This window comes from Klebsiella sp. WOUb02, from assembly GCF_050058015.1.
In the GTDB taxonomy this organism is placed as follows: Bacteria; Pseudomonadota; Gammaproteobacteria; order Enterobacterales; family Enterobacteriaceae; genus Klebsiella.
Genome location: NZ_CP170110.1, coordinates 4,239,410 through 4,252,088 on the forward strand (window position 1 = coordinate 4,239,410; position 12,679 = coordinate 4,252,088).

The following is a 12,679-nucleotide window of genomic DNA, read 5'->3' on the forward strand; positions in this document are numbered from 1 at the left end:
TTAATTCATGAGCATCAAACTTAAATTGAAGAGTTTGATCATGGCTCAGATTGAACGCTGGCGGCAGGCCTAACACATGCAAGTCGAACGGTAGCACAGAGAGCTTGCTCTCGGGTGACGAGTGGCGGACGGGTGAGTAATGTCTGGGAAACTGCCTGATGGAGGGGGATAACTACTGGAAACGGTAGCTAATACCGCATAACGTCGCAAGACCAAAGTGGGGGACCTTCGGGCCTCATGCCATCAGATGTGCCCAGATGGGATTAGCTTGTAGGTGAGGTAACGGCTCACCTAGGCGACGATCCCTAGCTGGTCTGAGAGGATGACCAGCCACACTGGAACTGAGACACGGTCCAGACTCCTACGGGAGGCAGCAGTGGGGAATATTGCACAATGGGCGCAAGCCTGATGCAGCCATGCCGCGTGTATGAAGAAGGCCTTCGGGTTGTAAAGTACTTTCAGCGAGGAGGAAGGTGTTGAGGTTAATAACTTCAGCAATTGACGTTACTCGCAGAAGAAGCACCGGCTAACTCCGTGCCAGCAGCCGCGGTAATACGGAGGGTGCAAGCGTTAATCGGAATTACTGGGCGTAAAGCGCACGCAGGCGGTCTGTTAAGTCAGATGTGAAATCCCCGGGCTCAACCTGGGAACTGCATTTGAAACTGGCAGGCTTGAGTCTTGTAGAGGGGGGTAGAATTCCAGGTGTAGCGGTGAAATGCGTAGAGATCTGGAGGAATACCGGTGGCGAAGGCGGCCCCCTGGACAAAGACTGACGCTCAGGTGCGAAAGCGTGGGGAGCAAACAGGATTAGATACCCTGGTAGTCCACGCTGTAAACGATGTCGACTTGGAGGTTGTTCCCTTGAGGAGTGGCTTCCGGAGCTAACGCGTTAAGTCGACCGCCTGGGGAGTACGGCCGCAAGGTTAAAACTCAAATGAATTGACGGGGGCCCGCACAAGCGGTGGAGCATGTGGTTTAATTCGATGCAACGCGAAGAACCTTACCTGGTCTTGACATCCACGGAATTCAGCAGAGATGCTTTAGTGCCTTCGGGAACCGTGAGACAGGTGCTGCATGGCTGTCGTCAGCTCGTGTTGTGAAATGTTGGGTTAAGTCCCGCAACGAGCGCAACCCTTATCCTTTGTTGCCAGCGGTCCGGCCGGGAACTCAAAGGAGACTGCCAGTGATAAACTGGAGGAAGGTGGGGATGACGTCAAGTCATCATGGCCCTTACGACCAGGGCTACACACGTGCTACAATGGCATATACAAAGAGAAGCGACCTCGCGAGAGCAAGCGGACCTCATAAAGTATGTCGTAGTCCGGATCGGAGTCTGCAACTCGACTCCGTGAAGTCGGAATCGCTAGTAATCGTGGATCAGAATGCCACGGTGAATACGTTCCCGGGCCTTGTACACACCGCCCGTCACACCATGGGAGTGGGTTGCAAAAGAAGTAGGTAGCTTAACCTTCGGGAGGGCGCTTACCACTTTGTGATTCATGACTGGGGTGAAGTCGTAACAAGGTAACTGTAGGGGAACCTGCGGTTGGATCACCTCCTTACCTGAAAGAACCTGCCTTTGTAGTGCTCACACAGATTGTCTGATGAATGATAAATTTCAAAATGTACTGTTAAGTGCATTGTGAAATTTTGCTCTTTAAAAATCTGGATCAAGCTGAAAATTGAAACGACACACTGTTAAGTGTGTTCGAGTCTCTCAAATTTTCGCAACGCGACTGTTTTACGAAACAGCTTCGGGTTGTGAGGTTAAGCGACTAAGCGTACACGGTGGATGCCCTGGCAGTCAGAGGCGATGAAGGACGTGCTAATCTGCGATAAGCGTCGGTAAGGTGATATGAACCGTTATAACCGGCGATTTCCGAATGGGGAAACCCAGTGTGTTTCGACACACTATCGTTAAGTGAATACATAGCTTAACGAAGCGAACCGGGGGAACTGAAACATCTAAGTACCCCGAGGAAAAGAAATCAACCGAGATTCCCCCAGTAGCGGCGAGCGAACGGGGAGCAGCCCAGAGTCTGAATCAGTTTATGTGTTAGTGGAAGCGTCTGGAAAGTCGCAGGGTACAGGGTGATACTCCCGTACACTAAAATGCACATACTGTGAACTCGAAGAGTAGGGCGGGACACGTGGTATCCTGTCTGAATATGGGGGGACCATCCTCCAAGGCTAAATACTCCTGACTGACCGATAGTGAACCAGTACCGTGAGGGAAAGGCGAAAAGAACCCCGGCGAGGGGAGTGAAAAAGAACCTGAAACCGTGTACGTACAAGCAGTGGGAGCATCCTTCGGGGTGTGACTGCGTACCTTTTGTATAATGGGTCAGCGACTTATATTCTGTAGCAAGGTTAACCGAATAGGGGAGCCGCAGGGAAACCGAGTCTTAACTGGGCGTTAAGTTGCAGGGTATAGACCCGAAACCCGGTGATCTAGCCATGGGCAGGTTGAAGGTTGGGTAACACTAACTGGAGGACCGAACCGACTAATGTTGAAAAATTAGCGGATGACTTGTGGCTGGGGGTGAAAGGCCAATCAAACCGGGAGATAGCTGGTTCTCCCCGAAAGCTATTTAGGTAGCGCCTCGTGAACTCATCTTCGGGGGTAGAGCACTGTTTCGGCTAGGGGGTCATCCCGACTTACCAACCCGATGCAAACTACGAATACCGAAGAATGTTATCACGGGAGACACACGGCGGGTGCTAACGTCCGTCGTGAAGAGGGAAACAACCCAGACCGCCAGCTAAGGTCCCAAAGTCATGGTTAAGTGGGAAACGATGTGGGAAGGCCCAGACAGCCAGGATGTTGGCTTAGAAGCAGCCATCATTTAAAGAAAGCGTAATAGCTCACTGGTCGAGTCGGCCTGCGCGGAAGATGTAACGGGGCTAAACCATGCACCGAAGCTGCGGCAGCGACGCTTATGCGTTGTTGGGTAGGGGAGCGTTCTGTAAGCCGTTGAAGGTGGCCTGTGAGGGTTGCTGGAGGTATCAGAAGTGCGAATGCTGACATAAGTAACGATAAAGCGGGTGAAAAGCCCGCTCGCCGGAAGACCAAGGGTTCCTGTCCAACGTTAATCGGGGCAGGGTGAGTCGACCCCTAAGGCGAGGCCGAAAGGCGTAGTCGATGGGAAACAGGTTAATATTCCTGTACTCGGTGTTACTGCGAAGGGGGGACGGAGAAGGCTATGTTAGCCGGGCGACGGTTGTCCCGGTTTAAGCATGTAGGCGGAGGCTCCAGGTAAATCCGGAACCTTTTTAACGCTGAGGTGTGATGACGAGGCACTACGGTGCTGAAGTAACAAATGCCCTGCTTCCAGGAAAAGCCTCTAAGCATCAGGTAACAACGAATCGTACCCCAAACCGACACAGGTGGTCAGGTAGAGAATACCAAGGCGCTTGAGAGAACTCGGGTGAAGGAACTAGGCAAAATGGTGCCGTAACTTCGGGAGAAGGCACGCTGATGGTAAGTGAAGCGACGTGCTCGTGGAGCTGAAGTCAGTCGAAGATACCAGCTGGCTGCAACTGTTTATTAAAAACACAGCACTGTGCAAACACGAAAGTGGACGTATACGGTGTGACGCCTGCCCGGTGCCGGAAGGTTAATTGATGGGGTTATCCTTAGGGAGAAGCTCTTGATCGAAGCCCCGGTAAACGGCGGCCGTAACTATAACGGTCCTAAGGTAGCGAAATTCCTTGTCGGGTAAGTTCCGACCTGCACGAATGGCGTAATGATGGCCAGGCTGTCTCCACCCGAGACTCAGTGAAATTGAACTCGCTGTGAAGATGCAGTGTACCCGCGGCAAGACGGAAAGACCCCGTGAACCTTTACTATAGCTTGACACTGAACACTGGTCCTTGATGTGTAGGATAGGTGGGAGGCTTTGAAGTGTGGACGCCAGTCTGCATGGAGCCATCCTTGAAATACCACCCTTTAATGGCTGGTGTTCTAACGTGGGCCCCTGATCGGGGTTGCGGACAGTGTCTGGTGGGTAGTTTGACTGGGGCGGTCTCCTCCCAAAGAGTAACGGAGGAGCACGAAGGTTAGCTAATCCTGGTCGGACATCAGGAGGTTAGTGCAATGGCATAAGCTAGCTTGACTGCGAGCGTGACGGCGCGAGCAGGTGCGAAAGCAGGTCATAGTGATCCGGTGGTTCTGAATGGAAGGGCCATCGCTCAACGGATAAAAGGTACTCCGGGGATAACAGGCTGATACCGCCCAAGAGTTCATATCGACGGCGGTGTTTGGCACCTCGATGTCGGCTCATCACATCCTGGGGCTGAAGTAGGTCCCAAGGGTACGGCTGTTCGCCGTTTAAAGTGGTACGCGAGCTGGGTTTAGAACGTCGTGAGACAGTTCGGTCCCTATCTGCCGTGGGCGCTGGAGAATTGAGGGGGGCTGCTCCTAGTACGAGAGGACCGGAGTGGACGCATCACTGGTGTTCGGGTTGTCATGCCAATGGCATTGCCCGGTAGCTAAATGCGGAAAAGATAAGTGCTGAAAGCATCTAAGCACGAAACTTGCCCCGAGATGAGTTCTCCCTGACTCCCTGAGAGTCCTGAAGGAACGTTGAAGACGACGACGTTGATAGGTCGGGTGTGTAAGCGTAGCGATACGTTGAGCTAACCGATACTAATGAACCGTGAGGCTTAACCTTACAACGCCGAAGCTGTTTTGGCGTGAGACGATAATCAGCTTGATACAGATTAGCTGACAGGCCTTGTGGCGTGTTGGTAAACAGAATTTGCCTGGCGGCAGTAGCGCGGTGGTCCCACCTGACCCCATGCCGAACTCAGAAGTGAAACGCCGTAGCGCCGATGCTAGTGTGGGGTCTCCCCATGTGAGAGTAGGGAACTGCCAGGCATCAAATTAGCAGTATGGCACTGATCTTTGAGGCAGTTCACTACTCGACAGAGAGTAGGACAAAAGCGAATGCTTTGAACGTTGCGGAGCAACGGCCCGAAGAGTTATTGCCCGGTACCAAATTAAGCGTGCTGATATGGCTCAGTTGGTAGAGCGCACCCTTGGTAAGGGTGAGGTCCCCAGTTCGACTCTGGGTATCAGCACCAGTTTTTAAGCTAGATAAAGTATTTTAAAGAATTTGCCTGGCGACGAGAGCGCGGTGGTCCCACCTGACCCCATGCCGAACTCAGAAGTGAAACGCCGTAGCGCCGATGGTAGTGTGGGGTCTCCCCATGTGAGAGTAGGGAATTGCCAGGCATCAAATAAAGCAGAAGGCCCAGTCGAAAGACTGGGCCTTTTTGCTTGTCTGCTTTCGCTTACTGAACAACGGCGGCCTAAACTGTTGAAGAACGGCCAAAAATTCCAGCGCGCACCGGATTTGCGCTCATAGATCACTCTTTATAACCTGCCGTCCACGCAAAAAGGGCCCGGTCTCTCGACCAGGCCCTTTCTTGTTCTACTCCTCGTTGGGGAGTGCCGCCGGCCACTGGACCGACCGGGATTAACGGGTCAGCGCTACAATCCCCAGCGTTAATCCAGCCACCGCCGCCGCACCGCCGGCAATTGCCCCTGCCGTTTCCCAGTTATCCTGAGTCGTGCCTTTCATACAGGTATTGGTATGAACTAACCTGCCTTCAGAATCATAGACCGGCACGCAGGGAGAGTCATGCGCGCAGCCGGCGAGTAGAGTTGCCAGCAGCGTCACTAAAATAAATTTCTTCATGATATTACCTCTGAATAATCCGTTTTACTGCATCGGGTGAGATACACGACGGAATAGCCTATTTTACCATCGCTAATACGGAGGCTGGATAAAGGAAATCATCTCAATTTATGAGCTACGTAAATATCATGGAGATAAGCAGGGAATTGCGTAGAAAAAATGCAGAACAAAATAATGAAATAAATCCGGTGGCGGTCGATTTTATAATTACTTAATGTAACGTATTGGTTTTTATAGGTTAAAATAAAACTGTAAGAGCGGAATCTTTGCCCGTATTCATTAGATCCTTAGCCCAGGCGACGATCGGAGCGGCATTTTTGGCCGACAGGCCCGTCGCTATGAATAAGCCAGGTTGAAAATAAACGTCATTATTGAGCTCGCAAAATAACGCTGCCGACAACCCCCTCAAGGATCGCCCTCTTTCATAGCACACAGGTGCCTGGGTGAGCGAACGATAACCGGGACGAGGGTAAGCCCGTGCGGATCCCGTACACGCCTCGAAGAAACATTGCCGTGATGACAGCGAGCGCTCGCAGAGCCGCTGGCAGAGGATTTCTATATCAGGTTGCCCGTCCCCACATTCTGTTCGATAGCCTGCGTCAGGGCATCCTGTGCGGTCTGAGCACCTGTGCCGGGATAAGGGGCGGATACTGCGCAGCGGGCAGCTACATCATCGTGCTGCTGGTAGATTACAGGGATCGGTTAATTCAGAGGGAGGATGCGGGAAGGGAATAAACGCGAGGCAGTAAAAAGGCGCTTCCCCATGCCGAAGAGCGCCTTTTATTCAAGCAATTAACTGACTAGTATCAGTTCATGCCGTATTTTTTCAATTTTTTACGCAGCGTACCGCGGTTGATGCCCATCATCAGGGCAGCACGGGTCTGGTTACCGCGGGTGTATTGCATCACCATGTCCAACAGGGGCTGTTCTACTTCAGCCAGTACCAGCTCATACAGGTCACTAACGTCTTGACCGTTCAGTTGAGCAAAATAGTTCTTCAGTGCCTGTTTAACCGAGTCACGCAGGGGTTTTTGAGTTACCTGATCCTGAGAGTTAACGGTAGAAACGGTCAGTACGTCAGAATTTACGCGTTGTTCGAACATAGTTCTGTCAGCTCTTTATTTCTGTTTACGCAAAATTTTCGAAGTATGCCTCCAACGCCTCCAGCTGATCGCTGGCATCCTCTATGGCGTTGAATGTGCGCCGAAACTGGTCATTTGGAGCGTGCTCCTGGAGATACCAGGAAACGTGTTTACGCGCAATTCGGTACCCTTTTGCCTGACCGTAAAAGTCATGCAATTCCCGAACGTGAGCGCAAAGCAAGCGCTTAACCTCTGCCAGCGGCAGGGGGGGCAGCAGCTCTCCAGTGTCCAGATAATGCTGGATTTCCCGAAAGATCCAGGGTCTTCCCTGAGCCGCGCGGCCTATCATAAGGGCATCTGCCCCCGTATAGTCGAGCACAGCTCTGGCTTTAAGCGGGTCAGTAATGTCACCATTCGCGATAATCGGAATGGAAACTTTCTGCTTAACTGCCCGAATACTGTCGTATTCAGCGTCTCCGTTAAACAAACAGGCGCGCGTGCGTCCGTGAATAGTCAGAGCCTGAATGCCACACTCTTCGGCCAGTTGGGCAATCTCTACGCAGTTACGGTGTTCCGGCTCCCAACCGGTGCGAATCTTGAGCGTCACGGGAACGTCCACTGCCTTGACGACCGCCGTCAGGATTAACTTCACCTGCTCGGGATGCTGCAAGAGGGCTGAACCTGCGAGCTTGCGATTCACCTTTTTCGCCGGGCACCCCATATTAATATCAATAATTTGGGCGCCGCTTTCCACGTTAATACGGGCGGCTGCGGCCATCTCTTCCGGTACGCTACCGGCGATTTGCACGGTACGAATACCGGGCTCATCAACGTGCACCATCCGTAAACGGGACTTGTCGCTCTCCCAAACCTGCGGGTTGGAGGACATCATCTCGGAAACGGTTAAACCTGCTCCCATCTCATAGCACAGCGTCCTGAATGGTCTGTCAGTAATGCCAGCCATAGGTGCTGCGATCAGGCGATTTCTAAGCTGGTAGTGTCCGATGCGCATGAGTTAAGAAATGACCATACTGTGACTGCAAGGCGGCGTATATTACGCATTTTTTGCACGAGATGAAAGGCCAAACTTTGAGCAATCCCCTGTCACAGATCAATGAATCCAGGGGTAACGAAAATGCGTTGAATAAATTATCATATTAATCATTGTGTTAATTCGATGTGGGTAATTTGTGTCCAATTATAAAATCGTAAAACTTATCTATTTTTCTTAGAAAAAGAGGCTCATTGGCGGCATAAAACGCTGTTTTTGTAGCCAAAAAAGCGCTTCGTAATGCGATCTGGCTCCCATTTCTTGACGTCATTCGGCGGCTACTGGAAACAAAAATGCGGCCCGCAGGCCGCATTGGCGCTTACTTCCGCTGGCCGGTAATCCGGCACCACTCTTCTTTTTCAACCACCGGGTCGAGATTAAAGCGATCGGCGTAGGCTTCGCAGACGCCGTCAGCCTGGCTGGCAAGGATCCCGGAGAGGCCCAGCAGGCCGCCTGTAACGGGCAGCACGCTGATTAACGGAGCCAGCTCGCGTAACGGGCCGGCCAGGATGTTGGCGACCACGACGTCGGCGCTGAGAGCCTCTGGCTGATCCTGGGGTAAATAGAGCTCCAGACGCTCTGAGACGCCGTTACGTTCGGCGTTATCGCGGCTGGCCTGAATCGCCTGCGGGTCGATATCGATGCCGATGGCCTTCGCCGCGCCGAGCTTCAGGGCGGCAATTGCCAGGATCCCGGAACCGCAGCCGAAATCAATAATCGTTTTACCCGCCAGATCCAGCCCGTCCAGCCACTGCAGGCATAGGGAGGTCGTCGGGTGGGTACCGGTACCGAAGGCGAGGCCCGGATCGAGCATCACGTTCACCGCGTTGGCATCCGGCACTTCACGCCAGCTTGGGCAAATCCACAGCCGCTCGCCGAAACGCATCGGGTGGAAATTATCCATCCATTCGCGCTCCCAGTCTTTGTCTTCCAGCTGCTCGATTTTGTGCGCGAAGCCGGTGCCCAGAAGAGGGTGCTGCTCAAGGATGGCGACGACTTCGTTCATATCGCTCTCCGCGTCGAACAGGCCGATAACGTCGGTGTCTCCCCACAGGCGGGTTTCCCCCGGCAGCGGTTCGAATACCGGCGTATCGTGGGTATCCTGGAAGGTGATAGAGACGGCACCGGCCTCCATCAGCGCATCGCTTAACTCTTCAGCGTGCGCGCCGGTCGTGTTCAGTTTCAGTTGGATCCAAGGCATGGCAAACTCTTTATTTATCAGTAGTCATAATAGGGGCTGGTGGAATGGGCTGACCGAAACGGTTGCCAATCACAAAAGCCAGCAAGCTTAACAGCAGCGAGGGCACAATCGGATGAAAGCCCAGGTACTGAATATTGAATGTCGCCAGCACGGCGTAAAGCACGCCGCCAACGATCATGGCGCTGAGGGCGCCGGTCGCGTTGGCGCGCTCCCAGTACAGGCCCATAACCAGCGGCCATAAGAACACCGCTTCCAGGCCGCCGAAGGCCAGCAGGTTGAGCCAGATGATCATCTCCGGCGGCCGCCAGGCTGCCAGCATCATCAGGATCCCGATAACCAGGGTGGTGGCGGTGGAGATCCTTTTCAGCTTTTGCTCATTATGCCTTTTGGCAGGCCGGGCGCTGAGCCAAAGATCCTTAACGATCGTAGCCGATGCCTGCAATAAATGGGCGTTAACGTTCGACATAATCGCCGCCATCGGCGCCGCCAAAAACAGGCCCGCGGCCCACGGCGGCAGCACCTGGACCATCAGAGTTGGGATCACCCGATCGGGAACGGTGAGATGCGGCAGCACCGCGCGGCCCAGGGCGCCGGCGAGGTGCATACCAAACATCAGTAGAGCGATGACCACGGTACCAATGATGATCCCGCGGTGAACGGCTTTGCTGTCTTTATAGGAAATGCAGCGTACGGCGGTATGCGGCAGGCCGATCACGCCGAAGCACACCAGTACCCAAAATGAGGTCATAAAGGTCGGGGTAAGGATACCGTCGACGCCGTGCGGCGATACCAGCTGCGGATCGATCTTTTGTAAGGTATCAACGGCGTGATGCAGACCGCCCGCAGCGTGGACAACCCCTACCAGCAGCACGATAGTGCCAATCAGCATCACCAGGCCCTGCATGGTGTCATTGAGCACGCTGGCGCGAAAGCCGCCGAACGCGGTGTACAGGGCGATAGTGATGCCGAAGATCAGCAGGCCGTGTTCATATTTAATCCCAGCCGCGGTCTCCAGCAGGCGCGCGCCGCCGATAAACTGCACGGCGATCGCCCCAACGAAGGCAACCAGCAGGCTTATGCTGGCGATCCAGACGACGGCGCGGCTTTGGTAGCGAGCCTGCAGCATGTCGTTGAGGGTGATGGCGTTGTAGCGTCGCGCCAGAATGGCGAACTTCTTGCCGAGGATCCCCAGCGAAAGCCAGATCGTCGGCACCTGGATCATCGCCAGCAGCACCCAGCCGAGCCCGTACTTGTAGGCGGCCCCAGGCCCGCCGATAAACGAACTGGCGCTGATGTAGGTGGCGGTGAGCGTCATGGCCAGCACGAAGCCCCCCATGGAGCGGCTGCCGAGGAAATATTCGCTGAGAAAGCTGCCGCTGCTGCGTTTGCGCATGGCGTAAAGCGACAGGCCGAAGACCACGAACAGATAGGCAATCAGGATGACGACGATTTCAAGCTGCATCGCGATCCTCCAGCGGAATATCGCGGAATATGAAACGCACCATCGCCCAGCACAGCAGGATAAATACCAGCGGCACCAGCAGGCAGGCCATTTCGAACCAGTGCGGCAGCCCGGTGATGCCGATTGCGCTGTCCGGGAGATAGGCCGCAGCCAGCCAGGCGGCAAGATAGAGAAGGGTCAGCCACAGCGCCCAGCGCGCTTCTTTGTGGGCCTGAACAAAACGATTGTCCATTTTTTAGTCCCAGGAGGATGAAGAAAGCGGGGATTGTACCGCATGGAAAAGAGGAGAGGAGAGAAAAAGAAAAAAGGCCGGATTATCCGGCCTTTTGCTGCGATACAGGATTATTTTTCCTGCATACCGAGCTTTTTCTCCAGATAGTGGATATTGGTCCCACCGTGCTGGAAGTGCTCGTCGTTCATGATGCGAATCTGCAGATCGACGTTAGTTTTGATGCCGTCGATGATCAGCTCCTGCAGCGCATTTTTCATGCGTGAAATCGCCACATCACGGTTTTCGCCGTAGCAGATAAGCTTGCCGATCATTGAGTCATAGTACGGCGGCACGGTATAGCCGGCGTAGATATGAGACTCCCAGCGCACGCCGAAACCGCCCGGCGCGTGGAAGCGGGTAATTTTACCCGGGCTCGGCAGGAAGGTATTCGGGTCTTCGGCGTTAATACGGCATTCAACCGCATGGCCGCGGACCTGAACTTCTTCCTGCTTGATGGATAGCGGCTGACCTGCGGCAATCCGCAGCTGCTCTTTAATCAGGTCCACGCCGGTGATCATTTCTGTTACCGGGTGTTCAACCTGAATACGGGTGTTCATTTCAATGAAGTAGAACTCGCCGTTTTCGAACAGGAACTCGAAGGTACCCGCTCCGCGATAGCCGATATCAACGCAGGCCTTGGAGCAGCGCTCGCCGATGTAGCGACGCAGTTCCGGAGTAATGCCCGGCGCCGGCGCTTCTTCGACAACTTTCTGGTGACGGCGCTGCATGGAGCAGTCGCGCTCGGCCAGATAGATCGCGTTACCCTGGCCGTCAGCCAGCACCTGGATCTCGATATGACGAGGATTTTCCAGGTATTTCTCCATATACACCATGTCGTTGCTGAAAGCGGCTTTCGCTTCAGCTTTGGTCATGGAGATGGACTGCGCCAGCTCGGCGTCGCTGCGCACAACGCGCATGCCGCGACCGCCGCCGCCGCCGGAGGCCTTGATGATAACCGGATAGCCGATGCGCTTCGCATGGGCGCGGTTAGCTTCCATGTCGTCGCCCAGCGGGCCATCGGAACCAGGAACGGTCGGCACGCCGGCTTTCTTCATGGCGGTGATCGCCGACACTTTATCGCCCATCAGGCGAATGGTGTCGGCTTTCGGGCCGATGAAGATGAAGCCGGAACGTTCAACCTGCTCAGCAAAGTTGGCGTTTTCGGACAGGAAGCCATAACCCGGATGGATGGCCACCGCGCCGGTAATTTCCGCCGCGCTGATGATCGCCGGGATATTCAGATAGCTTTTTACGGACGGAGCCGGGCCAATACAGACCGTCTCATCCGCTAACAGTACGTGTTTTAAATCGCGATCCGCAGTGGAGTGCACAGCGACGGTCTTGATGCCCAGTTCTTTACAGGCACGCAGGATACGCAGTGCAATCTCGCCACGGTTGGCGATAACAATTTTATCCAGCATGTTCGCCTCGTTACTCGATGACTACCAGCGGCTCGTCAAATTCTACCGGTTGGCCGCTTTCGATCAGAATGGCTTTCACCACGCCGGCTTTGTCGGCTTCGATCTGGTTCATCATTTTCATTGCTTCGACGATGCACAGAGTGTCGCCCACGTTGACTTTCTGGCCGATTTCCACAAACGCTTTCGCGTCCGGGCTCGGGGTGCGGTAGAAAGTACCAACCATCGGGGAACGTACGATGTGACCACTGATTTCCGCTTTCGCCGGGGCTTCTGCCTGCGCGGCTACCGGTGCTGCGGCAACGGGTGCCTGCGCCTGCATCATCGGAGCGGCATAAGCCTGCTGCATCACTGGATAGCCGGTGTTCGGAGCCGAGCGGCTGATGCGCACGGACTCTTCACCTTCAGAAATTTCCAGTTCGTTGATGCCAGACTCTTCGACCAGCTCGATCAGTTTTTTAATCTTACGAATATCCATGAGTGGGTTCCGTA

At 54.2% G+C, this 12,679-nt stretch carries 8 protein-coding genes, 1 tRNA gene and 4 rRNA genes; 5 read left to right on the top strand and 8 right to left on the bottom strand.

The window, feature by feature from the left end; all coding sequences use genetic code 11:
• Positions 1 to 22: 22 nt before the first annotated feature.
• The 5 genes from ABOC21_RS27690 (at position 23) to rrf (ABOC21_RS27710) (ending at position 5,236) form a co-directional block, all read left to right on the top strand.
• A 16S ribosomal RNA gene (locus tag ABOC21_RS27690) occupies positions 23 to 1,562 on the top strand.
• 203 nt (positions 1,563 to 1,765) lie between these two features.
• Positions 1,766 to 4,673: ribosomal RNA gene (locus tag ABOC21_RS27695) — 23S ribosomal RNA — on the top strand.
• Positions 4,674 to 4,763: 90 nt separating this feature from the next.
• Positions 4,764 to 4,879 (top strand): 5S ribosomal RNA (gene rrf, locus ABOC21_RS27700).
• Positions 4,880 to 5,009: 130 nt separating this feature from the next.
• Positions 5,010 to 5,085: transfer RNA gene (locus ABOC21_RS27705), tRNA-Thr, on the top strand.
• Positions 5,086 to 5,120: 35 nt separating this feature from the next.
• Positions 5,121 to 5,236: ribosomal RNA gene (rrf, locus tag ABOC21_RS27710) — 5S ribosomal RNA — on the top strand.
• Together the 16S, 23S and 5S rRNA genes with 1 tRNA gene alongside form the textbook arrangement of a ribosomal RNA operon.
• Positions 5,237 to 5,480: 244 nt before the next feature.
• Here rrf (ABOC21_RS27710) and ABOC21_RS27715 read toward each other — a convergent pair.
• The 8 genes from ABOC21_RS27715 to accB form a co-directional block, all read right to left on the bottom strand.
• On the bottom strand, positions 5,481 to 5,702 hold the full coding sequence (locus tag ABOC21_RS27715; RefSeq protein ID WP_041147475.1) for a lipoprotein: 222 nt from the start codon (positions 5,700 to 5,702) through the stop codon (positions 5,481 to 5,483).
• Positions 5,703 to 6,508: 806 nt separating this feature from the next.
• A complete protein-coding gene (fis, locus tag ABOC21_RS27720; RefSeq protein WP_003855228.1) occupies positions 6,509 to 6,805 on the bottom strand; it encodes a DNA-binding transcriptional regulator Fis in 297 nt (98 codons plus the stop codon).
• A gap of 25 nt (positions 6,806 to 6,830) precedes the next feature.
• The gene (gene dusB / locus ABOC21_RS27725; RefSeq protein WP_041147471.1) at positions 6,831 to 7,796 is read right to left on the bottom strand and encodes a tRNA dihydrouridine synthase DusB; all 966 of its coding nucleotides are present in this window, start codon (positions 7,794 to 7,796) and stop codon (positions 6,831 to 6,833) included.
• Positions 7,797 to 8,154: 358 nt separating this feature from the next.
• Positions 8,155 to 9,036: a 50S ribosomal protein L11 methyltransferase gene (prmA, locus tag ABOC21_RS27730; RefSeq protein WP_426813988.1), complete on the bottom strand. Its 882-nt coding sequence runs from the start codon at positions 9,034 to 9,036 to the stop codon at positions 8,155 to 8,157.
• 10 nt (positions 9,037 to 9,046) lie between these two features.
• Complete coding sequence (gene panF / locus ABOC21_RS27735; RefSeq protein WP_426813989.1) at positions 9,047 to 10,498, bottom strand: sodium/pantothenate symporter; 1,452 nt, start codon at positions 10,496 to 10,498, stop codon at positions 9,047 to 9,049.
• Complete coding sequence (locus ABOC21_RS27740; RefSeq protein WP_426813990.1) at positions 10,488 to 10,730, bottom strand: YhdT family protein; 243 nt, start codon at positions 10,728 to 10,730, stop codon at positions 10,488 to 10,490. Before ABOC21_RS27740 ends, panF begins: the two co-directional genes overlap by 11 nt.
• 110 nt (positions 10,731 to 10,840) lie before the next feature.
• The gene (gene accC / locus ABOC21_RS27745) at positions 10,841 to 12,190 is read right to left on the bottom strand and encodes an acetyl-CoA carboxylase biotin carboxylase subunit (RefSeq protein WP_426813991.1); all 1,350 of its coding nucleotides are present in this window, start codon (positions 12,188 to 12,190) and stop codon (positions 10,841 to 10,843) included.
• 10 nt (positions 12,191 to 12,200) lie between these two features.
• Entirely contained in the window at positions 12,201 to 12,665 is a 465-nt protein-coding gene (gene accB / locus ABOC21_RS27750; protein ID WP_426813992.1) for an acetyl-CoA carboxylase biotin carboxyl carrier protein, read from the bottom strand.
• Positions 12,666 to 12,679 lie beyond the last annotated feature (14 nt).

Excerpts from the sequence above, each read along its gene's own strand:
- ABOC21_RS27715 (WP_041147475.1), bottom strand. The coding sequence starts at position 5,702 with ATGAAGAAATTTATTTTAGTGACGCTGCTGGCAACTCTACTCGCCGGC.
- fis (WP_003855228.1), bottom strand. The coding sequence starts at position 6,805 with ATGTTCGAACAACGCGTAAATTCTGACGTACTGACCGTTTCTACCGTT.
- dusB (WP_041147471.1), bottom strand. The coding sequence starts at position 7,796 with ATGCGCATCGGACACTACCAGCTTAGAAATCGCCTGATCGCAGCACCT.
- prmA (WP_426813988.1), bottom strand. The coding sequence starts at position 9,036 with ATGCCTTGGATCCAACTGAAACTGAACACGACCGGCGCGCACGCTGAA.
- panF (WP_426813989.1), bottom strand. The coding sequence starts at position 10,498 with ATGCAGCTTGAAATCGTCGTCATCCTGATTGCCTATCTGTTCGTGGTC.
- ABOC21_RS27740 (WP_426813990.1), bottom strand. The coding sequence starts at position 10,730 with ATGGACAATCGTTTTGTTCAGGCCCACAAAGAAGCGCGCTGGGCGCTG.
- accC (WP_426813991.1), bottom strand. The coding sequence starts at position 12,190 with ATGCTGGATAAAATTGTTATCGCCAACCGTGGCGAGATTGCACTGCGT.
- accB (WP_426813992.1), bottom strand. The coding sequence starts at position 12,665 with ATGGATATTCGTAAGATTAAAAAACTGATCGAGCTGGTCGAAGAGTCT.